General features: G+C 37.3%; 19 protein-coding genes and 1 pseudogene. 10 read left to right on the top strand and 10 right to left on the bottom strand.

Features of this window, described 5'->3' with window-relative positions; translation table 11 throughout:
- Nucleotides 1–501: a DUF2480 family protein gene (locus BOQ62_RS01590; RefSeq protein WP_129036673.1), complete on the bottom strand. Its 501-nt coding sequence runs from the start codon at nt 499–501 to the stop codon at nt 1–3.
- A gap of 24 nt (nt 502–525) precedes the next feature.
- Nucleotides 526–1,152, bottom strand: coding sequence for a superoxide dismutase (locus BOQ62_RS01585; RefSeq protein ID WP_129036672.1), 627 nt, complete (start codon nt 1,150–1,152; stop codon nt 526–528).
- A 194-nt stretch (nt 1,153–1,346) separates the two neighbouring features.
- Between BOQ62_RS01585 and BOQ62_RS01580 the strand changes: the two genes are divergently transcribed.
- Both BOQ62_RS01580 and BOQ62_RS01575 read left to right on the top strand, forming a co-directional pair.
- Nucleotides 1,347–1,967 carry a helix-turn-helix transcriptional regulator gene (locus tag BOQ62_RS01580; protein WP_129036671.1) on the top strand — a complete coding sequence of 207 codons (621 nt, stop codon included), beginning with the start codon at nt 1,347–1,349 and terminating at the stop codon, nt 1,965–1,967.
- A 28-nt stretch (nt 1,968–1,995) separates the two neighbouring features.
- Nucleotides 1,996–2,495: pseudogene (locus BOQ62_RS01575) on the top strand (HAD family hydrolase); the annotation flags it as partial.
- Between the two features lie 426 nt (nt 2,496–2,921).
- On the opposite strand, the gene BOQ62_RS01570 reads toward BOQ62_RS01575, so the two are convergent.
- Complete coding sequence (locus tag BOQ62_RS01570; RefSeq protein WP_129036670.1) at nt 2,922–3,548, bottom strand: RNA polymerase sigma factor; 627 nt, start codon at nt 3,546–3,548, stop codon at nt 2,922–2,924.
- Nucleotides 3,549–3,790: 242 nt separating this feature from the next.
- On the opposite strand from BOQ62_RS01570, the gene BOQ62_RS01565 reads away from it, so the two are divergent.
- The 8 genes from BOQ62_RS01565 to BOQ62_RS01530 all read left to right on the top strand — a co-directional run bounded on the left by BOQ62_RS01565 (nt 3,791) and on the right by BOQ62_RS01530 (nt 14,310).
- Complete coding sequence (locus BOQ62_RS01565) at nt 3,791–4,630, top strand: FecR family protein (RefSeq protein WP_228413554.1); 840 nt, start codon at nt 3,791–3,793, stop codon at nt 4,628–4,630.
- A gap of 157 nt (nt 4,631–4,787) precedes the next feature.
- Nucleotides 4,788–8,075 (top strand): TonB-dependent receptor, encoded by a 3,288-nt coding sequence (locus tag BOQ62_RS01560; RefSeq protein WP_129036669.1) that lies wholly within the window; start codon nt 4,788–4,790, stop codon nt 8,073–8,075.
- 314 nt (nt 8,076–8,389) lie between these two features.
- Nucleotides 8,390–9,682 carry a hypothetical protein gene (locus tag BOQ62_RS01555; protein WP_129036668.1) on the top strand — a complete coding sequence of 431 codons (1,293 nt, stop codon included), beginning with the start codon at nt 8,390–8,392 and terminating at the stop codon, nt 9,680–9,682.
- Between the two features lie 33 nt (nt 9,683–9,715).
- On the top strand, nt 9,716–10,681 hold the full coding sequence (locus tag BOQ62_RS01550; RefSeq protein WP_317127348.1) for a T9SS-dependent choice-of-anchor J family protein: 966 nt from the start codon (nt 9,716–9,718) through the stop codon (nt 10,679–10,681).
- A 240-nt stretch (nt 10,682–10,921) separates the two neighbouring features.
- A complete protein-coding gene (locus tag BOQ62_RS01545; RefSeq protein WP_129036666.1) occupies nt 10,922–11,599 on the top strand; it encodes a hypothetical protein in 678 nt (225 codons plus the stop codon).
- A 6-nt stretch (nt 11,600–11,605) separates the two neighbouring features.
- Complete coding sequence (locus BOQ62_RS01540) at nt 11,606–12,931, top strand: S41 family peptidase (RefSeq protein WP_129036665.1); 1,326 nt, start codon at nt 11,606–11,608, stop codon at nt 12,929–12,931.
- Between the two features lie 306 nt (nt 12,932–13,237).
- Nucleotides 13,238–13,507 carry a hypothetical protein gene (locus BOQ62_RS01535; RefSeq protein WP_129036664.1) on the top strand — a complete coding sequence of 90 codons (270 nt, stop codon included), beginning with the start codon at nt 13,238–13,240 and terminating at the stop codon, nt 13,505–13,507.
- Between the two features lie 80 nt (nt 13,508–13,587).
- A complete protein-coding gene (locus BOQ62_RS01530; RefSeq protein WP_129036663.1) occupies nt 13,588–14,310 on the top strand; it encodes a sterol desaturase family protein in 723 nt (240 codons plus the stop codon).
- Nucleotides 14,311–14,703: 393 nt separating this feature from the next.
- Here the strand turns inward: BOQ62_RS01530 and BOQ62_RS01525 are convergent, their stop codons facing one another.
- The 7 genes from BOQ62_RS01525 to BOQ62_RS01495 all read right to left on the bottom strand — a co-directional run bounded on the left by BOQ62_RS01525 (nt 14,704) and on the right by BOQ62_RS01495 (nt 22,017).
- A complete protein-coding gene (locus BOQ62_RS01525; protein WP_129036662.1) occupies nt 14,704–15,738 on the bottom strand; it encodes a phytase in 1,035 nt (344 codons plus the stop codon).
- Between the two features lie 6 nt (nt 15,739–15,744).
- Nucleotides 15,745–18,525 carry a TonB-dependent receptor gene (locus BOQ62_RS01520; RefSeq protein ID WP_228413552.1) on the bottom strand — a complete coding sequence of 927 codons (2,781 nt, stop codon included), beginning with the start codon at nt 18,523–18,525 and terminating at the stop codon, nt 15,745–15,747.
- 161 nt (nt 18,526–18,686) lie between these two features.
- Complete coding sequence (locus BOQ62_RS01515) at nt 18,687–19,070, bottom strand: hypothetical protein (RefSeq protein WP_129036660.1); 384 nt, start codon at nt 19,068–19,070, stop codon at nt 18,687–18,689.
- A gap of 67 nt (nt 19,071–19,137) precedes the next feature.
- Nucleotides 19,138–19,671 (bottom strand): Crp/Fnr family transcriptional regulator, encoded by a 534-nt coding sequence (locus BOQ62_RS01510; RefSeq protein WP_129036659.1) that lies wholly within the window; start codon nt 19,669–19,671, stop codon nt 19,138–19,140.
- Nucleotides 19,672–19,681: 10 nt separating this feature from the next.
- Nucleotides 19,682–20,218: a TetR/AcrR family transcriptional regulator gene (locus BOQ62_RS01505; protein WP_129036658.1), complete on the bottom strand. Its 537-nt coding sequence runs from the start codon at nt 20,216–20,218 to the stop codon at nt 19,682–19,684.
- Between the two features lie 63 nt (nt 20,219–20,281).
- Nucleotides 20,282–20,995, bottom strand: coding sequence for a hypothetical protein (locus BOQ62_RS01500; protein ID WP_129036657.1), 714 nt, complete (start codon nt 20,993–20,995; stop codon nt 20,282–20,284).
- Between the two features lie 140 nt (nt 20,996–21,135).
- The gene (locus BOQ62_RS01495; RefSeq protein ID WP_129036656.1) at nt 21,136–22,017 is read right to left on the bottom strand and encodes a cupin-like domain-containing protein; all 882 of its coding nucleotides are present in this window, start codon (nt 22,015–22,017) and stop codon (nt 21,136–21,138) included.
- Nucleotides 22,018–22,103: the final 86 nt, after the last annotated feature.

Genomic DNA, 22,103 nt, shown 5'->3' with positions numbered 1-22,103 from the left:
TTATTGTTTAAAAATTACTTTGGGTAATCCTATCTCACCATACATTAGTGTTTTCACCAGAGGTTTCAATAATCCTGCGGCTAATAAGTATAATGCAGGGTCATGATTTGTACTTGCGCGAACAACTACTTTCTGATTTCTGTAATGTTTCAGGTCTGCATAGATGAGACGGCGTTTCCAAAGGTCGAGCAGAATATTTTCTGCATTGTTTAAATCAGCATAGGAAGCATAAGGAGATAATTTTTCCATAATCAGCATATAGGCCCAGGGAGGGATGATGGCATCCGTAGAACAGATGATCCCTACTGCTTTTTCATTGTATACAGAAAAATCCACCGCAGCAATTGATTCTTTAAACTCTTTCTCCTTCACAATCATTCCCATGAAAAGATGATCTTTGATATCCAGTTCTACAATTTCCGTAGTCGGTTTGTAGTCTGAAAGGTCAAGGGCAATAATGCCTGAAGCCTTTGCTTTATTGATAAAATTTTCCTCAGTCATAGTTTATTTACATTCAGGGGTTCATTATCTTACTTTGGATAAAGCTTCTTCATATTTTCTTTCAACAGCGGACCAATCCAAAACAGACCAGAAAGCGTCAAGATAATCTGCACGTTTATTCTGATAATTCAGATAATAAGCATGTTCCCAAACGTCTATTCCAAGAATTGGAAAACCTCTGTTCATGGAAAGAATATCCATCATCGGATTATCCTGATTAGGAGTAGAGCTGATTGCCAAGGATCCGTTGAACTTCACAAAAAGCCATACCCATCCGGAACCGAACTGAGATAAACCTGTTTTTTTCATTTCTGATTTAAGATCATCAAGGCTTCCGAAAGTGGCTGTGATATCATCATGAAGCATTCCTTCAGGGGTAAGTTTAGGCTGAGATGAAAGAATTTCCCAGAATAAAGAATGATTATAATGTCCACCGCCATTATTTCTTACAGAAGGGCTGTATTCACTGATTCTTTGCAGTAAGGAATCCAGATCTGGATTGACTTCATCGGTTTGTGCCAAAGCTGCATTCAGATTATCTACATAAGCCTGGTGATGTTTCTGATGGTGAATCGTCATGGTTTCTTTATCTATAAAAGGTGCCAAAGCATCATAAGCATAAGGTAACTGTGGTAATGTAAATGGGTTCATCGTCTTTATTTTTTTGATTAATGTGTAACAAAGGTAGAAATATATTTCAATAAAACAACTTTTTGGTTGTTTTATGTATTCTACAATTTAAACAAATAATGTGCTGTAAATGTTTTGTTTAAGCTTAGTTTTATAAGATTATAGAAAATGACTATATTTGTTGTTGGAAAATAAAACAACCTAAATATTGTCTAATGAAGAAACTGGCTGCAGATCGTATTCTTATGTTTTTAAAGATGAGAGGTGAAGCTACATCCCTTCTTATTGCTGAAGAACTGTCGATTACCAAAGAAGGAGCAAGAAAGCATTTACTGAATCTTGCGCAGGAAGGATTGATTCGGTCTTCAGTGAAGAGCGAAGGAGTAGGCCGTCCATCTACTTACTATGTTCTTACTGAAAAAGGATTGGCTCAATTTCCGGATACCCATGCAGATGTGACGGTTCAGATCTTGAAATCAGTGAAAAATCTTTTGGGTGAAAATGCTTTAGACTTATTGATCAGTGATCGTGAAAAGAATACTCATGATCGATATGAAAAAATACTTTCCAAAACAAAATCTCTTGAACAACGCCTTGAATCCCTTGCAAAAATCCGTAGTGATGAAGGGTATATGGCGGAATGGAAAAAAGAAGATCAAGACTATTTTCTGATTGAAAACCATTGCCCGATATGTGCTGCTGCAACCGAATGCCAAGGGTTTTGCCGTGCGGAATTATCCAATTTTCGGTCTTTGATAGGGAAGGATTACAAAGTAGAAAGAATAGATCATATCATTTCCGGAGGACAGCGCTGTGTTTATAAAATCAGCCAATAATTCATCAATCATTTTTATCATTCAGAAAATGGCTTTACAAGCAGTAATATTTGACATGGACGGTGTTCTGATAGACTCCGAAAAATTCTGGACGCAGGCAGAATTGGATGTATTTTCATCCTATGGTGTACAGGTTACGGATGAACTGGCGGCACAAACCAAATATATGACCACTCAGGAAGTTACAGAATTCTGGTATGAAAGATTTCCATGGGAAAATTTTGACAGTTCTGCCTTAGAAAATAAAGTGGTTACAAGAGTGATCGAAATGATTCAAAATCAAGATTGTACCATGTCTGGTGTACAGGAATTTATTCAAAATCTTAAAAATAAAGAGTATAAAATAGGATTGGCTACCAATGCTCCCTTGCGTGTGGCTCATATTGTTCTTGAAAAGCTTCAGGTTCGTGAACTGTTTGATACCGTTCATTCATCAGAGTTTGAAACTCAGGGAAACCTCATCCGGCGGTGTACCTTACGTCTGCAAAAAATCTGGGTGTTTCTCCTGAGCACTGTATTGCTATTGAAGACAGTCATTCAGGATTAAAAGCAGCAAAAGAAGCCGGAATGCAGACCATCATTTTCACCAATAATGATGAAAGCATCCATTCAAACCTTGCCGATTTTAAAATTTTAGATTTTAATACAGATTTTCCAGCCGTATTTGGTGAATAGTGAATAGTGAGTAGTGAATCCGCTTCGCTGTGAACTTTTGTAGATTCGGGGTTCGGGTTGCGTGATTTGAGGTTACAGGTAACTGATTCGTTTATGGATGCAGGTATTTCTAATCAGCAATTAATTATTCACAATTGACTGCGAAGCAAACTGACCATTGACGAATAATTATGAACGTGAGTGGTCAATCCGCTTTGCTGTGAATTTTATTAATGGTCGTAAAAATTGACGATTGACTGCGCAGCAAATTGACCATTGACACAACCCGTACCCCGCATCTCAATACCTCGTCAAAACCTCCATCAACAATAGAATAGAGACCAGTTTTTTAGACGACTGATACTCCGGATTCAGTTGTTCACGGATTTCTCCCAAAGCTTTGCTCAATTTATTACTTACTGTTTTGTTGCTGATGCCCAGTGCTTCTGCGGTTTCATTCACAGACCTATTTTTCCGGATTCTCATATCGTACACCTGCTGTTCCGTGGAAGGAAGTTGGGAAACCACCTCATCAATCATGGATAATAAAGTACTGATCTCATTTTCCTCAAGGATTTCAAAATAGTCTGAATCTGCGATCTCAATTTCATTCGGAATATCAAACTCATCAATGCTCAGCGTAGGAGGTGTTTTTTTGTAGCTGTTATAAAAATCAATAATCCGGTAATGAAGATGGCGGAGAAGGTAGCCTTTGGCACTTTCAGTATCATCGGTCTGTATAAGGTCTGTATTCTCAAGAATCTTCATCCATAGGTTCTGAAGAATTTCCTCAGAGACTTCTTTATCCCTTGTCCGCACAAAAACAAAGCGATATAAACTATCCCAGTATCGGTCATACAGCAGCATAAATGCAGGGCGATCGCCTGATTTTATTTTCCTTAATAATGTATAGTCGGTTGCGCTCATATTGTTGTCACAAAATTACCTAAAGGAAAATTAACTTTTTGTGAACTTTGGGTATGGTAAGATTAAATATTTCTGAAAAAGTAGGGTGAAATTAGGTGTTAATGTGTAGTAAATGTGAAAAACAACGAAAATTATTAACAATTTGGTCTTAATGTGAATATAATATTAAGAATGCCCTGGGGAAGTTTTTCATTTTCAAAGTCTTATAGATAGAAGTATCTGTGAATACGATGAAAGATTCTATGAAAAAACGCTTAACCTATAAAAATATTGAAGCCTTTGTTTTCAGACTTTGGGAACGGGAAGTTTCGGAAGATAACATTTCTGAAAAGGAAAATGAATTGTTAAAACAATGGAAGACTTTTGCAGAAAAAGATCTGGATATTGTTCATCTTAAAGAATCCAAAGAAAAGATATTATCCGGACTGGAACATTATTTTCCTCAAAGAGATATAGAGTCTGCAAAAAGTTTTAAAACTCATGCCTATAAAATTGCCGCAGTTATTATTCTGTTGTTGTCGTTGGGAAGCATCTTTACCTACACGATGTTCATTCAACCAGATATCTATCTTGCAAAATCTGAAAACCGCATTATTCATCTTGAAGACGGATCTGTGGTTACCCTTTTGCCAGGTGCTGAACTGACTGTTGCAAAATCTTTTCCTGCTTCTACAAGAGTGGTGGATTTAAAAGGAGATGCAATTTTCTCTGTGGCAAAATCAAAAATACATCCTTTCATTGTTCGTGCGGATGGTTTCAGTACGAAGGTATTGGGAACAGTATTTAAAATCTCACAATCTGGGAAGAAAAAAGCGGTTGATCTTTATGAAGGGAAGGTAGCAGTATCATCTCCGGGAGTTCCGGTTTCTTTCCTTACACCGAATCAGAAGTGGACGAATTTCGGGATTGCTCATACTACAGCAATTGTTTCAATAAAACCAGTAAAAAATTCAACAAACAAAGTTCCTGCAATATTGTCTTTAAGCTTTAACGATGTCCCTCTAAAAGAAGTCGTAGCAGTTTTGGAAAGCAGTTACAACACCAAAGTTTTATATCCTAAAGAAGCCGAAGACAAAAAATAACGGCAGATTTTACCGGAGGAACTGTCGCTGAAAATATTGAATCCTTGGCCTTCATCCTGGGACTGGAAGTACAAAAAAAGAAAACACCTATATCCTTAAGAAATAAATCATTATTCAAAAAAATTAAATAATCATAATCAAGAGAACACTATTAAGTATGAAAAGTTTGAAATGTGGGATTACCATAGCAGCCTTATTTTTTACTGTAGCCGCAGAAGCTCAGGAGCTGGTGCAGAAAGTGACATTTTCTGTACCTGCCAACAGACCGTTGATTGAAGTTTTAGAAGAATTTGCCGGAAAAACAGGAATGAGACTGGCTTATTCCAAGGTAGATATTAAAGAGCTGAAGGTAAAAGGAGTGAAATGTGAAAATACTTCAGTGAACAACTGTCTGAAGGATATTACCAATGGACTTCCCGTGATATACCGTCTGCATGGTGATCTTATTTCGATAAAATATGAAAGCTCAAATATTTCAGTACCGGGAAACGGACGTATTTCCGGTAAAATAGTGGATGAGGTGGGAAATCCCATTATCGGAGCAGAAGTGAATATCGCTCAGAAAACCGTCATAACAGATAATAATGGAGATTTTACGGTAGATCTTCCTTCAGGAACTTATAACCTGACAATAAAAGCTCCCAAATACAATACGCTGAGGGTTGAAAAACTATCTGTGACCAACAAAGAAACCAGTTCTGTTTCATTTGCTTTAAACAAGGCTTCGGACAAAATTACAGACATCAAAGAAGTGGTGATTACCGCTGCCCGTAAAGCAGATACACAAGCAGGACTTCTTGCCCAGCAGAAGAAAGCAGCCCAGATGAGTGATGGTATTTCAGCGGAACAGATTTCCAAAACTCCCGACAGCGATGTGGGAGGAACACTGAAAAGAGTAACAGGAATCACCACGATTGATAATAAATATGTGGTCGTAAGATCCATGGGAGAACGTTGGAACACTGCAGCTATGGATGGTATCAACCTGCCTAGTACGGAAGCTTATAATCAGAATTTTTCATTTGATATTATTCCTACAGCCATGGTAGAAAGTGTGGTGGTAAGCAAGTCTGCAACACCTGATATGAATGCCAGCTTTGCAGGAGGATATGTGGAAGTGAGAACGAAAGATATTCCCAATGAAAACTTTACAACGGTAACGATGGGAACTTCTTATAATGATCAGTCGGCATTCAAAGAATTCCTGACCCGTAAGCGAGGAAAGTATGATTATTTCGGATATGATGATGGAACGAGGGATTTTCCCAAAGGACTGGAAGCGATGAACTGGACAGATCCAAGGTTTTTTGAACAATCAAAACAGTTTACCAATGACAATTTCAGCACCTATAAAACAAGAGGTGACATGGGATCTAATATACAGCTGGCATTGGGAAGAACTTATGCCCTTAAAAACAATAATAAATGGGGATTTGCCGGAGCATTTGTTATCAGAAATGAACAGAATAAACTGGATATTGACCATACAGGAAGAGGAAACTGGCTGGATACCACAGGAATGCCGGATGCGAACGGACAGATTCCATTCTATAATTTCAAAAACAGCGGAGCTTCTTACAATTATAATTCTACGCTGGCTGGGATGTTGAATTTCGGATTTCAGTTTGGAAAAAACAGAATCTCATTCCGTAATTCCTATACCCATATTTTTGATAATACACTAACAAGAGTAACAGGTTGGAATGAATACTCAACGGGAAGTGGAATGGCAGCCAATGCAGAACTAGCCTATAATTATTTCTACAATGGAGTCGTTCCTAATAATGATCCTGCTCAGATCAAAAATTTAGACAGACCTTATACTGATAATACCAATTACCCGATTTTTCAAACCCTTTTACAAAATAAATTAGAGGGAAATCATAAAATAGGAAATGCAGAAGTAAGCTGGTTTGCAGCCCGTACAGGAGTGGCTTCCGATACTAAAGATTACACGCAGTATATTACCCGATATGATTTTATCGGAAGTGAAATTCTAACTTTTCATAAGATCTACAACTCTGGAGCAGACTTCTACAGAGGATATATTGAGAATAAAGAAACAGATTACAATTATGGTGCTTCTGTGAAATGGGATATGGACGCTGGAAGTTTTAAAAACACCATCAAAACCGGATATGCAGGAGCTATAAAAAACAATACCAACCAACAGCAGAAGTTTTTTCTTCGTGTTGACGAAAACCGGAACGTTCCGAATAGCGAGAAGAATTATTTGACGATGTATGGTTCACTTGCTGACTGGTTTGATGGTTCCCATTATGTTCCGGGTGGTATTGGTTGGGAAACCAGAGGATTGTATAAAAATGATAAGTATGAAGGGGAAGTGAATCAGCACGCAGTTTTTGTAATGTTTGACAACCGTTGGAAGAAATTAAGATTAGTCTGGGGACTCCGTGCAGAATATTTTAAGTACGACATGATTTCCCAACAGCTGGATCCTACCGATTCCAAATACATCATGAGAGCAGCTATAGATGATAAACCTTGGCAGTGGATGCCTTCCGTAAATTTTACGTACAGCCCAACCAATAAAATTAACCTGAGGCTTGCTTATAACAAATCTGTCATCCGCCCTCAGTTTAATGAAAGAACAGGACTTCCTTATTTCGACCCTATTGCCAATGGATTGATTTACAATACAGAATTAAGTTCATCGGTGATCAATAATTATGATTTCAAGTTTGAATGGTTTCCAGGACTCGGAGAAATATTTTCTGCGGGACTATACTACAAAAATATTGACAGACCTATTGAACGCGAAGGGCATATTTCAAGTGAAGGAAATCTTTTCTTATACAACGGAAATTCAAAAAATGCAAAGCTGATTGGGGTGGAAGCAGAAGTAAGAAAAAGTTTAGGTTTTATCGCTGACGGAACTTTTCTTGAAAAGCTTTTCATAAGCGGAAACTTTACCTATAACCATACCAAAGTAGTGGCTTTTAAAGACCTGTATAAAACGGGTGATAATGATGATACCTATGAAGTAAAACGTCCACTGTACGGACAGACTCCTTACGCCTACAATCTTGGACTGGTCTATGATGGAAACCGTTTCGGGATGAGCTTTTTGTATAACGCAAAAGGAGACCAATACATCACGGTAGGATATGCTTACAAAGGAGAGGAAATCCAGCGTCCTTATGCAGTAGCAGATGCTCAGATCTCATATAAATTCCTTCGAAACAGAAATTTTGAAGTGAAGTTTAATGTGAGAAACCTCTTCAACAGAGTAAAGGAGTATTATAACAACTTCAATTCTTATCTGGCTGCAAAAAACGGAGGCGGAAGTAATGTAGGAACGGAAAGAGAGGCTTGGGATCTTCTTCCGGGAGCTACAGACAAGTACGATAAAAATATAGATAAGATCATGTTTCGGGCGTACAGCGGAAGAATGTTCAGCCTGAGTGTGAACTATACTTTTTAAAAATAAGACACCAAACAAGATGATATAAAAAGAGCTCTTAGATAGAGGCGTACAGGTTTCGGAAGCCTGATCAAAAACTGAAATAATACTGATGATGCGCACAGCAGTACAGTTAAGAAAAAACCGGACGTTAACTGCTTTTTCCCCAGGCCTTAACGATTCTTATGGGAACTCCCGCAATGCAGCTCCTCCTGCGGAGATGGGACGAACACCAAAAAACAAATCGAAGGAATAAAGAGGAAGATATTCCTGAATATTAAAAAACTGATCTGGTATAAAAATAATACGACCGGATTATACTAAAAATTATAACAATGAAAAGACTAACTCTAATTGCAGTGGCAGCATTATCTCTTACAGCTTGTCAACACGATCAACTGGCGGATTCATCATCTCCATTCGAAATGAAATCTACTTCTGCTGAATACCTTACCGCTTCTGCGCTTCCGGTAACCAGTGTAAGTGGTGCTATTACTACCAATACTACATGGAGTGGTGTAGTAGAATTAGATGGAGTTGTAACCGTAAAAGATGGTGCTACATTAACAATCCAGCCGGGTACATTCATTAAAGCAAAACCAAATGCAAGCAATACAGCTACAGGAGTTTTGGTAATTGCTAAAACAGGAAAAATCAATGCAGCAGGTACAGAAGCTCAGCCAATCATTTTCACAAGCTACAAATTGTTAGACGGAAATGAAGATACTACTGCTGCACCTGGTGATTTCGGAGGGGTGATTATCTTAGGAGATGCTCCTACCAACACTCCTTTCACAAAAACGATTGAAGGATTATCTGGTCCTGATTTCTATTACGGAGGTACAAACGAATCTCATAACGCTGGAACATTGAAATATGTACGTATTGAGTTTGCAGGATATGACCTTTTGGCTCCGAATTCAGGAAACGAAATCAACGGTCTTACTTTAGGAGGAGTAGGAAACGGAACTACTTTGGATCATATCCAGGTATCTTTCGGAAAAGATGACTCTTTTGAATTCTTCGGTGGTACTGTGAACGCTTCAAACCTTGTTTCTTTCGCTGCGGATGACGATAACTTCGATTTTGATAACGGATATACAGGAACAATCACTTGTGCTCTTGCTTTGGCAGATTACAACTCTACACACAGTCTTAGCGGATCAAGCCCGGATTCTAACGGTATCGAGCTTGATAACAACGCAGACGGTTCTTCTACATCATTGCTGACTCACCCGGTAATCAACAACCTTACGATCATTGGTACTAAAAACTCTACTCAGGGAGCTTTGTATGAAAACGGTATCCACATCAGAAGACACGGAAGATTAACATTAAATAACGCTGTGGTTACAGGATATCCTGTGGGAATCAAAGTAGAAGGTACAGGTTCTGAACTTTCTTCAGCTTCAGCATATAACACGATCCAGATTCACGGATTTGGTACTTCAGTTACAGGTACAGGAACTGCGGGAATCCCAGCTGCTAACCTATTAACTGGTACTCCTGCATCTCTATGGGGTATGAGCCAGCCATTCTTCAACGAAGGAAGTTGGAATGTATCTCCAAGAAACTGTGGAAACTTCCAGGGACTTTGGACAAAATACAATTTCACAATTGTAGAATAATAAAAAACTTTAAAAAGCAGGGAACAGCGAAAGCTGATTCCTTGCTTTTACTTCAAAAACATTAATAATCAGCATTATGAAAAAATAATTTTATCATCTGTTCTGTTTTTATCCCAACTTGCTGCAGCGCAGACTCTGGTTTGGGGAAATTCCTTTGATACACCTGCTGACCTACAGGGATGGACTTTCCATGATCTGAACGGAAATAGCAACGGATGGGTGCAGGGACAGAATATCTACCACAACGGAACAGCTTTAACTTATGGAACTGCAGGCGTTCTTCGTCATTCCATCAGTTTGGTGCCTACCGGTAATGCTACAGGATTTGCTACAGAAAATGACTGGATTATTTCTCCTCAGATTGATCTTACCAACACTGCAGGTACAGTTACTTTAGCGGCCAATATCGGAAGACAGAGAACCACCCACACCATTGTTGCCAGAGACCTTTTTATCTATGTAAGTACACCGCAGAAAGAAGTTCCTACATTAGCTGATTTTCAGGCCATGACAGTAGATGCAGGTGGTAACGACGTTCAGAGTCTTTATAAAATACAGGTAGGAGACTCAGCCAATCCGTTTCCGGCAGATCTTACCGAGTTTGTACAATCTCTTGTAGATATTTCTGCTTTTGCTGGAAAGAAAATCTATATCGGAATGTGGGCGAACAGAAAAGCAAGCGGAAATAATATCCAGAATATCAATATTGATGAAATAGGAATTTATGCTACGGCATTTTTAGGAACTAAGGATGTAAAAGGAAACAAAACACTTACCCAAATAGCAGAAAATCCGGTAAAAGAATCATTAGTACTACACCTTAATCCTGCATTGAAGGAAAATACAACGGTAGTGAATATTTACAATGCTGCCGGACAAAAAGTGCTTACCGCTCAGTATTCAAAAGCGATTCATGTAGCTAATCTTACATCAGGAGCATATATCGCAGAAATTACAGACGGAAAGACTACGGAAAAACTGAAATTTATTAAAAAATAAAGCGTCACCCTTAGAAACTGATTTTAGAAACACCAGAAATTTTAAATACAATAATGGATAGTCCTTGAAAAAGGTTATCCAGAACATATCCAACTAGTTTTTTTATAATTATATATTGCCCGGCTGATGGGTCGGGCAATATTTTTAAGTATTACCATCAAATAATTAAATAAAGATGAATAAAATCTTTGCATTACTCCTATTTTTTACCGTACTTTTTCATGTACAGACAGCAACACGATGGAGTTGTATGATAGAGTACAGAAACCCGGAGAGGTTACTATCAAAGGATTTTCCAAGCCTGATGCTGTTCAGCTGAGGTTTAACGGACAGCCTGTATCCATTGACGGAAAAACATCTTACACCAATAAGATAGAAACCCAGCTTCAGTTTGTACTGGACCAGGGAGAAACCAATAAACTGTCTGTCTACAATAGTGAAACAGGCAACGAAATCGCAAAATACAGTATTACGTATGACAACATAAATGATTTTAAAACCCTGAACTTTTTTAATCTTCCCGGAATTTACTTACAGACTTACGCCGTAAAACCTCAGGTTAATCTGGGGAAAGTAGGTTTTGAATTTATTTTTCCTAATCTGGGCGAATTGTCCGGAACCTCATTGAAAAATGTAAAAGGTATTTTGAAAAGAGATAATGGAGTTGTATTGGCAGAATTTGACAACATCGGAAAAGATAATTTTACAGCAGTGAAAATCTATAACTTTTACAGCTCTACAGCTCCTGTATATCTGGAACTGTACAAACCGGGAACTACAGAACCTTATGCCGGATCTAAAATGATTCAGGTAAAAATAAAACAGCACACAGGTGCCAATATGATTGTCCTTCAGGAAAAAATGGAAAATGGAGAATGGGTAGTCAAAGGAGATATAGATGTAGCAGAATATCTGTAATTGCGTATGAAAAATTTTTTAAAACTTCAATGTATTGCCATCGTGGTCTTTCTCATTTCGTGTACGAATAATAATGATGAAAGCGCACCTGTCTTCCCTGAAGGCAGTACAGAATCTGTGAATCTCTGGGTTCAGGACAGCATGAAACGGTATTATTATTGGGCAGATGAAATGCCTGCAAAACCTAATTATCAGCTTCCTATAAAAGATTTTTTCAAAAGTCTGCTCTCTTCCAAGGATCGGTTTTCTTTTCTGGTCAATACAGAAGATTCCTCTACCTATCCACGTTCTATCAGAAATATGTATGGGTTTGATTACTCTGTTGTTCAGCTTGCCAATAATGAAGTAGTTACCGTAGTAAAGCTGGTGCTTCAAAATTCTCCGGCCTTCAATTCCGGGCTGGAAAGAGGAATGATCATTACCAAAATCAATGGAAAAGCAATGACAGTCGCAAATGCGGAAACAATGGCTTCCTCTATTAAAGATCAGACTGTTGTAGAACTTACCGTTGGAAAATGGCAAAATGGAGCGGTCACTAATGAAAAAAATATTACGGTTTACTATGGTTTTTCCTTTGAACAACCCATTTTATCTAAAATTTTTGAGAAAAACGGTAAAAAAGTAGGCTATCTTTATATCTATGATTTTCCGGACGGGATGACTCAGACTTTGAACCAAAAGTTTGGGGAACTCAAAGCTGCCGGAGTACAAGAGTTGATTCTTGACCTCCGCTACAACTATGGAGGCTCTGTATCATCTGCAGCTGCGCTCTGTTCATTGATTCCTTCAGGATTATCATCCGGCTCACCATTCATTATTTTTAAAGGAAATAAAAATGGAGGGGAAGTAAAAAGAACATTTGCCCAGCAGATCGCTTATGATCCAAAATCTTTGGACTTTACAACTTTACGTGCCAATGCATTGGGATTACAGAAAGTGTTTATTCTGACATCAAACAGTACGGCATCAGCGGCAGAAATTGTGGTGAATAATCTGAAACCTTATATGCAGGTTATTCAGATAGGAAATACAACTCTGGGGAAAGATATGGCAGGATTTGTAGTAGAAGACAAACGTAAACCGAGAAAAATTTCCTGGCAGCTTCATCCGGTAATCTATAAAGTATTTAATGCCAATGGTGCCGGAGAATACAGTAATGGAATTTCCCCGCAGATTAATGTCAATGAATTTGTCAGTCTGCCATTATTACCTTTGGGAGATCCTAACGAAACGCTTATTTCTTCTGCCCTTAACGGAGGTTATTTCAAATCTGCAGGTCAGGAAAAAATAGAGATGTTAAGATTTTATACCAGAGTGATGTGCCTCCGGTAATGATGGAAAAATAGAATTTGGATAGAAAAGATAAAAAGGCGTTACATTTTCGACTATGTGAAAATGGATACCTTTTTTTAACCATTAAGAATTTTAAAGAATTAAAGTAGAGCTAAGGTCAATCACTCTGATTTTAAATTAAAGCGAAGCTTATCTTAATCATCTTAATACAATCTTAATGGTTCAAAAAAAGGAAAGTTTAAAAAGGTTATTTAATAATAAAAGTAAAAAATAATATATCGAATAGTAAAAGCAAAAGTCTCTTTGTCTTTTACCCATTCAAGAACTCAATAAAATAATAAGATCATGCAGGGAATAGAGCCAAAACTTCATATGAACCTGACCAGCCGTGTTGAATATTACCGTCTGCTGATAGAAGCTGCGGAAGATCCTGAAAGCCAGCCTTCGGAGGTGATTAATCAGATTTCAGAGCTCAGACATTTATATGATGAGTATCTGCTCAATAAAAAAAATCTGGAAAACAGCATCAAAAACTACCGCGAATATCATAATGATTTAAGAAAAAAACTGACATCAAGACTTCGTGAGCTCAGAAGAAAGTCCCGACAGAAATAATGACTGAAAACAGACTTTATCGGTTGTTTCTACTATGAAATTCATACCTTTATGACATCAAGCTGAAGGATGAAGGACTTATGAATTTTAATCAAACAGAACTTTCCGGTTATTTACATATATTTTGGCAGTTTTCCTGGCCAGAGTGGATGGTGTTCAGCCTGATCATCAATGTTGTTCTCTACCTATTTTCTATAGGTTTATATGTTTTTATAGAAAAAACTTGCCGTAAAAGCCAGTTACAGGAGAAAAATCATCCTGTTACCAGATCCGACTTTTACCTTAGTCTCGTTACTGTTTTATGTAACAGTTTTGTACTTCTTTTAGGTGCTTTCTTATGGAAAAACGGATGGATTGTACTGGGAGAAACTCAATCTGTAATTGGAGTCATAGCGGAAGTGTCAGCTTTGCTTCTCTTAATGGATCTTTTGATGTATTTCTTTCATTTTGCAGCCCATCTGCCTTTCATCTATAAAACTTTACATGGTAAACATCATGAGCATGTCAGTACCAATTTTTTAAGCCTTTTTGTACTGCATCCTTTCGAAACCATAGGATTTGGGCTGATGATGCTGGCTTTACTCATAGGTTATGACTTTTCTGTAATTTCCATTTCAATATATCTTTTACTCAATCTTATCTGGGGAACCATAGGACATTTGAACAGAGAGTTTTTTCCGGCTTCTTTTGATCGGTTCTTGGTGGGAACAACAAGGTTTCATAACCAGCACCATTTGGATGAAAGTAAAAACTTTGGATTTTATACTTCTATTTGGGATAGGGTATTTGGGACGTATAAGTAAGAAGGAGGCTGGAGGCTGGGAGAGGGAAGTTGTTGCTGTGATATAACAATGCAATTATTTTTCAAACGCAAAGTTTATGCAGAAGACTTTCATACTTTTGAGGTAGCAAAGTTTTGCAGCAAGCTGCTTAAAAAGCCCATGGATAAATATTTTGCTTCATCGGTTGATTGCAAATCAACTTTTGCTTAACTTACTTAAAATATTACAAAATTTAAATACCCTTTGCGTTGAAAAACTTTTAAGATTATAAACCATTAAGAAAAATGAAAAAGTGAAGAGTATTAAGCTAGATAAAATTCATGGGTTGCTTCACCTTCGGTTCGCAATGACTGTTTAATTCAGCTTAATACTCTTAAAAACTTATCAAACCTTAATGGTTTAAAAAACTATTTTTTATTTATTAGTTTTCACTGCTGATTTTATGGCTTTTTCAACAATCCTCCAGTCGTAAAAGTGGAATACTCTGCCATTACTCATCGCAACAAAAACTCCTTTCGGGAATTTCGGACCTAAATTAACATTCGTTACCTCAGAACCATCACTTTCCAGTGTAGAAACCGGAATTTCAGCAATTCTCCCTTTGGACTGATCTTCTCTTGAATACACATTGAATGTATCATTCTGCTGATTGGAAACCAGAATATATCCTTTCCCTTTGGAAGTGGGATAAATTGAAATTCCTTCCACATCTGATTTAAAATCTCCTTTCCCGAAAACTGACAACTCTTCATTATCTTTTCCAGGGTCAGCATAATATTTATGTACTCCAAATTGTTCATCAGAATAGTAAATATAGCCCATTTCGTCATCTACAGCAATGCTTTCAATCTCTTTTAAGCCACTGTATTTCCCAAATTTACGGACAACTTCTCCAGTGATAGACCCATTTTTCTCAGAAAGCTTATACTGCCAAAGATAGCCGTCACTTGGACCGGATTTTCTTCCTGCAATCACAAATATATCGCCGGTTTCAGGGTTTTTATACATTGAGATTCCCATGGGACCACGTTCTGATTCTCCTTCAAATACCGATATTTCGCCAACTTCTTTCAGTTCTGGAAGAGCATACAATTTTACTTTGTTGGTTTCTCTTTCAGTGACTGCTGCGATATCTGTTTTCTTACCGTTCAGCATAAAACCGTATTCGATATCCACATTATTGGGACGTTTCAGTCCTACAACTTTATTGATGATTTTTCCGTTGAGATCAAAGGCGTACAGCCCTCCATCAGTATCTTTATCTGTTCCGATGACGATACTTTTGGAAGCATCCTGAGGATTAATCCATATAGCAGGGTCATCCGTATCATGAACTACCGTTTCTGTGATAACGGTAGGTTTTAATTTTTCTATTATTTCTTTCTGCCGTGTACAGTTGATCACCAAAGGAAGAACTGAAAGAGCCAATATATAATGTATGTTTTTCATGCTTATTTAAAAATCAAATTTCACTCCCATTGTAAATCTTGGTCTGTAATATTCCGCCTGAGCAGTTCTGCTTTGGATTCCCTGGTAGTATCTTAACGGCTGATTGGTCAGATTATTGGCTTCCGCAAAAAACCTCAATTGGCTTGTGATCTTGTAAGAAGCATTGGCATCAAGGAAAAATTGCTTATCGTAATAACGGTCATCAAACGCTTTGCCACCAAGTTCATCAATATAATGAGAAGCATAGTTCATGGAAACCCTTGCTGAAAAACGTTTGTTTTCCCATGAAAGCGATCCGTTGAACATATGAGGAGCAGCACCGGGAAGTCCTACATCTGTTCTTTCCACACCGTCTTCGTTGGTGATTCCTTTTGCTTTGGATTTGGTGTAGGTATAGTTTACATAGACACCAAGTCCTTTCCAGAAAGCTCCCGGAATGAAATCAAGCTGCCTTTGTAGAGCAACTTCAAAACCATAGATATCTACATTGTCACCATTACGCTGCTGGGTGAATTTCCAGTTGCTTTCTCCGGCAGGAATCGGGTTGGTTTGCCCTGCAAAGTCATTGGTGAAATCGTTGGCTGTATAATTTCTTTTGGAATAGGTATAAATAAAATTGTTCAGGTTTTTATAAAAAACACCTCCTGAAAGAATCCCGACAGATTTGAAATATTTTTCTGCCATGAAATCAAAATTGTAGGCATAGGTTGCTTTTAAGTTCGGATTTCCGGCTGCTACGATCTCATCTTCCGAAATGACATTCAGGTAAGGAACCAATGAGTAATAATTCGGGCGTGCGAGAGCAGTAGTAAACGCTGCACGAAGTACAAGGTCCTGCATCGGAACATATTTGAAGGAGATATTGGGAAGTACGTTCGTGTACGTATTGGTATTATTGATTTGTCCTACCAGATCTTTCTCATTCATCACATAGTTTCCGGTATAATCAATTTGGGTGGTTTCAAAACGTGCTCCCACAATCATAGATAATTGATCATTAAAATCCTGATCCCAACGGATGTAACCAGCATAGATTTGTTCTTTTGCATTGTAGTTGCTGGAAAGATACTTTTCAGGTTTAAGCTTGCCGTTAAATAAAGTTGGATTGAATAAATCCAGTCCTCCAAGAAAAGCAGGATCCACAAAAGTCCCCGGAATATAATTGCCAGCCTGGAAATTATCACCATTAAGATGTATCGTTGGAACAGATAAAAGGCTTCCCATACTGTTGACCGGAGTAAAAGCATAGAAATCATTCTCTCTTTCCTTTTTCTTCAAACGCATACGGAAACCGGTACGAAGACGACCTTTCTGACCATCAATTATTGAAAAAGGAAAACGGACATTCACTTTGGCGCCAAGCTCTTTTTCCTGAGTAAAGTTATTGGCATCCGAAAGATCACTCAGCTTATAGCTGCCCAGATTATCTGCAGCCAGAAGGTTGAACATTGGTTTTTCAGGATTGCTAAGGTCAGGAGCGAAGTTCATTTTGCTGTTTTCAAACTCTATATAACGCTGATGAGGCTTGTCTTCACTGGCGATTGCGTAGTTTACGGACCAGTCAAGATCCACTTTAGAGCCTAATAAATGTTCTCCTCTTAATGCATAATTCTGTACTCTTTGTTTTTCCAGACGGGTATTGTCATTATCTGCATCACCTCCTTTATTTTGTCTGGTAATACTTCCTTTCCAGTCTGTGATCTCCGTTTCGTCGGCACTGTAGACTGGTTTTATTTTATATCCTAATGCCAGCCTGGTTTCTTTATCATTTCTGAAGTTGTACATCGCAGAAGCGTAGATCTTGTTCTTGGAATTGAATTCATAATCCATATTAAGATCAAAGCTGTGTCTGATACGGTGTTCATTATAATAACGTACCCCCATTTTGCTTACATAAACGGTTTGCGCAAGATCATTTGCCTGGCTCCACACAGGTTCTATATTATCCGAACCAAAATTGTTGTTGTTATAGGAGAAACTGAATACAGCACCCAATTTTTTATCCAGAAATCGGTTTCCATAGACAAATCCGGCGGTGTAATTTCCTTTTTCACGGATAGGATTGTATCCTCCTGCAACGGTTGCAGAAATTCTCTGTCCATTCGGGGAAGCTCTGGTAATAAGGTTGACAGAACCTCCGATGGCATCGGCATCCATGTCAGGAGTCAAGGTTTTATTAACTTCTATGGTAGAAATCATATCAGAAGGAATCAAATCCATCTGTACATTACGATTGTCTCCTTCAGCAGACGGAATTCTGTCTCCATTCAGGGTAACTGAATTAAGATTTGGAGCAAGCCCTCTGATGATAAGGTTTCTGGCCTCACCCTGATCATTCTGTATGGTGATTCCGGGAACACGCTTCAAGGCATCCCCAATATTGGCATCAGGAAAACGCCCGATCTGATCTGAAGAAATCACATTGGTAATATTGGCATTGTTTTTTTGCTTGTTTAAAGCTCTAGCCTGATTTTTTAACGTAGCTCCGGAAACTACAACTTCTGCAATGGATGTTTCTTTCTTATCGAAAACAATGTTCTGGCGTGTATTTTTCTCAGGTTCTACTGTTACGTTGTATTCATGCACACCATAACCCAGATAATCAATTTTCATAGTGTAGCTTCCGGGAGGAACATTGAGAAATACAAAATTTCCATGTTCATCCGATGTGGTATAAATATTTCCCGGACTTAAGGAGATTTTGGCTCCAGGCAGGGCAATTTTAGAATCATCATTGATGTTTCCGGAAAGAGATCCGGTTTGTGCATAGAAAAAATAGAGGCACAAAATAGAACAGATGTAAAAATTTTTTCACTTTTCTTTAATTAGATTAAAAACGTAACAAAATTAAACGTCTGTTTGGAAATGAAGTTGAAGAGAAAATTAAGGTTTTCTTAAGAATTGTTAATATAGAAACTGTTTGTTCAAAGGAAATACAGAGTGATTACTTACCTTTCGGATCCTAAATTTTTTGCAGTTTCATCTCCTTCCACTAGTAATGTCAATTCATCACATCGTATAATCTGATGATTGTGGATGGTAAATTCTGCCAGTACTTTGTGCACAACTTCACTTCCATCTTTTAGTATAGATTTTGCAATGTGATTGGTAAATATGATATTACCATTTTCAGCATGGCTGATGATTTCAAGCTTTTGTTCCGCTACTTTTTCTTTAAGCTTTTTGATGTGCAAAACAAATTCATCATAATTCAGCTGAGAATGATCTACAAACTGAATGTATTCTTTTGAAAAATAGTTCTCAATTAATAGTTCGTCAAATACCGGATTTTCTAATACTTCTTTAAATACCTGTTGGATAAAATGTTTCATAACTTTATTATTTTGAAGCAAAATTACCTTACAGAGTAATGACTGAACGATAACAATTGTAAAGAAATTACCGGCGGTTGCGTATTCTACTTAATGAAACACTTGTTATTCCAAGATATGAGGCAATATAATGTTGTGGAAAGCGGAGAAGAAGTTCTGGTCTGTTTTTGAGAAGTTGTTCATATCTCTGTTGAGGAGAATCTTTAATGAAAGAAATGAGCCTTTTATTGATTTCGCTGAAACGTTTGTAAAAAAGCGGATGAAAAGTATGCTGAAATTCCTGATTTTCCATGAGTGTGTGAAAAGTATCAGTATGAAGTTCATAGACTGTAGTAGATTCCAGTGTTTCAATAACGAAATCGCTGGGAATACCATTCAGGAAGCTGTCAAAAGATGAAACAGCCTGGTTTTCTGTTATAAAATCCAATGTAAGTTCTTTTCCGTCCTGATAGAAAAATACTCTTAAGGCTCCGTTTTTTACAAGGAACATCTTATCTGAAATTTTTTCTTCTTCAAGAAGGATGGTTTTAGCAGGATAGGTAACTTCTTTTAGTGGATGAAGTTCAGTTTTTAAGAAAGAATGAAGATCTGGAATATGCATATCTGAAGAATTAATAGGTGGTGTTCAGTATATCCTGCACAATAACTTTAGATTTTTCTATGAGTTCATTGGATCGGTAAAGCTGGCTGGTAAGTAGGGCACTTTCAAAAAGAAGGTAAATATGTGCTGAAACCATATCATTTTGAAGGGTTTCATTAAAGCTTTCTCTCAGCTTATTTTTATGAGTACGGATTACATGATGAATGTTTTCCTGATCTGCAGGAATTTCCGACAAAATATTGAAGAAACTGCATCCTCTGAAGTCTTCTCTTTTATTCATATCAATCAGGAAATCAAAAGTTTGTTGGAATTTTTCCTGTACTGTTTTTGCTTCTGATGTGAATTGTTCAAGCTCAGAAACCCAATAGTCATATCTTTTATTGAGAAATTCAATACAAAGTTCATCTTTAGACCTGAAATGCTGGTAAAAACTTGCTTTTGATACCCCTGCATCTTCAATGATCTGATTAATGCCCGTATTGTTGTAACCTTGCTTATGGAAGAGATCCATTGCTGTATTTAGTATTCTTTCGCGAGGTTTGGGCATCGTATAAAATTTTTACAAATGTAAAAAATAAACAGACGGGTATGTTTGAAAATAGAACTAATTTTAAATAAATCCTCTGGTATAATAAAGCTGAATAACGAAGAAAAGTAGCGTGAAGAACCATACCACATAGGGATGATAGCTGAAATTATTCTTCAGAATATAATGTAAGGCTTTAAAGAGCTTAAAGATTCCGATAATCCCAATAATGAGAAAGACAAGGAAGACCAGAAAAAACAGGTAATCTCTTGTTCCATATTCAGTTATCTTGCCAAATCTATCCAGATAGGATTTTACATTCAGGGTTTGACCTAAAAACATTGCCGAACTGATTAATATAAAAAATGGAGTAGAAGTATATACCGTCGTATAAATGAAAGAAAACAGCAAGGTTCTAAATGTAACAGTATTTACCTTTTCTTTTTTATATACTAACAATGCAACACTGAAGAATACTGCAGTAATATTATTTATGAGGAATATAAAAAGAGCTTTTTCTACCATGCTAACTCCTTTGATCTTGGAAATAATATTGTGTTCACCACCATAATCCATTAATAGCACAGAGACAATCACAGAGGTATAAACGGAAAGTTTGATAGGAGAGAGGTAGTCCTGAAAACGCTCTGTCTCCTCTTTTTCCATCTCGTGTACAGAAAGATCATAGCAGCGGCGGGGATCCTGAAACAATTTGAAAATGGTAACAGGAACCAATAATATTTCAATTATAATTTGCAGGCACAGCTTCTCAAAGCTATCGATCAATTTTTCAAACATATATAAGGGTATTAGGAAACATCCTATGAAATTTAATTAATTTTTAACAAATAACTTAAAAATAAAGTCCACGGATAAAAAAGAGTGGATGATTTATCATGATCATCCACTCTCTTTGCTTGTATAAGAATTGCTTCCTGTTATTTAGGAAGTCCTTTTTTCAATGCGTTATTCGCTATTTCTACCGCTTTTCTTTCTTTCCAGTCCATATACCTTTTTTTGTATCGTCCTTTCATGAAGTTGTCAAAATTACGCTGAACAGCAAGGTTCCAAAGAGAATGTGCTTTTACGGCCCAGCTTTTGTCCCATGCACGCAGAGAAATAGAGAATGAACCATCCAGGTATTTCATCCAGTGCCACCAGCCCGTAGGCATGAATAATGTATCTCCGTGCTCCAGAAAGCATTCAATACCTTCAATACCGTCCAATGCCGGAAATTTTTCAAAATCAGGATTGGCAATATCATAGTCTTCCAGTGCATAGGTAGCATATGGAAGTTTATAAAGTCTTGATTTCCATTTGTATTCAAATAACAGGACATGCTTTCTTCCATTGAAATGCGTATGGAAAATATGCGGCATATCAATATCATAATGAAGGAAAGTCACTGAACCTTTACCTCCGAAAAACATACTGGGATACTTATCCAAAAATCCACCCATCAGATTCTTTGGCGGAACATAATCGTCCAAAAGTTTTGGAGCAAATTTTATAGGATCAAAGAAAAATATTCTTAGATCAGTAGGCTCCCTTTGAATAAGGTCAACATAATCACGAAATGGCATTTTCGTCGTTGGAGTATTGATAGGAGCGGCAGGATCTGCTTTGGAACTGTCGTAAAGGGGAACTTCAACGTCACCTACTACTTCTTTCATATACTCCATCGTCCATTTTTGGTAGGCGGGCCATTTTCTTGCCATATTTCTGATTACCACTGGCTTACATGGCTTTAGATATTTTTCACGGAAATCTTCTTGTGAAATATCATCTACAATATCAATTGGTTTAAGGATTATTCCCATTCGTTCAAATTATTAAGCTAAAGTATTAAATATTTGCGATAATAAAATGGAAAGAATTAAAATTATTTGGAATAGATATAAATAAA

The organism is Chryseobacterium sp. CH21, assembly GCF_004119445.1.
GTDB lineage: Bacteria > Bacteroidota > Bacteroidia > Flavobacteriales > Weeksellaceae > Chryseobacterium.
Note: the sequence above shows the minus strand (reverse complement) of the source record. Positions and strands in the feature narration are given on the sequence as shown.

What these genes read in the sequence shown, in the direction of transcription:
- BOQ62_RS01590 (WP_129036673.1), bottom strand. Translation starts at nt 501, where the DNA reads ATGACTGAGGAAAATTTTATCAATAAAGCAAAGGCTTCAGGCATTATT.
- BOQ62_RS01585 (WP_129036672.1), bottom strand. Translation starts at nt 1,152, where the DNA reads ATGAACCCATTTACATTACCACAGTTACCTTATGCTTATGATGCTTTG.
- BOQ62_RS01580 (WP_129036671.1), top strand. Translation starts at nt 1,347, where the DNA reads ATGAAGAAACTGGCTGCAGATCGTATTCTTATGTTTTTAAAGATGAGA.
- BOQ62_RS01570 (WP_129036670.1), bottom strand. Translation starts at nt 3,548, where the DNA reads ATGAGCGCAACCGACTATACATTATTAAGGAAAATAAAATCAGGCGAT.
- BOQ62_RS01565 (WP_228413554.1), top strand. Translation starts at nt 3,791, where the DNA reads ATGAAAAAACGCTTAACCTATAAAAATATTGAAGCCTTTGTTTTCAGA.
- BOQ62_RS01560 (WP_129036669.1), top strand. Translation starts at nt 4,788, where the DNA reads ATGAAAAGTTTGAAATGTGGGATTACCATAGCAGCCTTATTTTTTACT.
- BOQ62_RS01555 (WP_129036668.1), top strand. Translation starts at nt 8,390, where the DNA reads ATGAAAAGACTAACTCTAATTGCAGTGGCAGCATTATCTCTTACAGCT.
- BOQ62_RS01545 (WP_129036666.1), top strand. Translation starts at nt 10,922, where the DNA reads ATGGAGTTGTATGATAGAGTACAGAAACCCGGAGAGGTTACTATCAAA.
- BOQ62_RS01540 (WP_129036665.1), top strand. Translation starts at nt 11,606, where the DNA reads ATGAAAAATTTTTTAAAACTTCAATGTATTGCCATCGTGGTCTTTCTC.
- BOQ62_RS01535 (WP_129036664.1), top strand. Translation starts at nt 13,238, where the DNA reads ATGCAGGGAATAGAGCCAAAACTTCATATGAACCTGACCAGCCGTGTT.
- BOQ62_RS01530 (WP_129036663.1), top strand. Translation starts at nt 13,588, where the DNA reads ATGAATTTTAATCAAACAGAACTTTCCGGTTATTTACATATATTTTGG.
- BOQ62_RS01525 (WP_129036662.1), bottom strand. Translation starts at nt 15,738, where the DNA reads ATGAAAAACATACATTATATATTGGCTCTTTCAGTTCTTCCTTTGGTG.
- BOQ62_RS01515 (WP_129036660.1), bottom strand. Translation starts at nt 19,070, where the DNA reads ATGAAACATTTTATCCAACAGGTATTTAAAGAAGTATTAGAAAATCCG.
- BOQ62_RS01510 (WP_129036659.1), bottom strand. Translation starts at nt 19,671, where the DNA reads ATGCATATTCCAGATCTTCATTCTTTCTTAAAAACTGAACTTCATCCA.
- BOQ62_RS01505 (WP_129036658.1), bottom strand. Translation starts at nt 20,218, where the DNA reads ATGCCCAAACCTCGCGAAAGAATACTAAATACAGCAATGGATCTCTTC.
- BOQ62_RS01500 (WP_129036657.1), bottom strand. Translation starts at nt 20,995, where the DNA reads ATGTTTGAAAAATTGATCGATAGCTTTGAGAAGCTGTGCCTGCAAATT.
- BOQ62_RS01495 (WP_129036656.1), bottom strand. Translation starts at nt 22,017, where the DNA reads ATGGGAATAATCCTTAAACCAATTGATATTGTAGATGATATTTCACAA.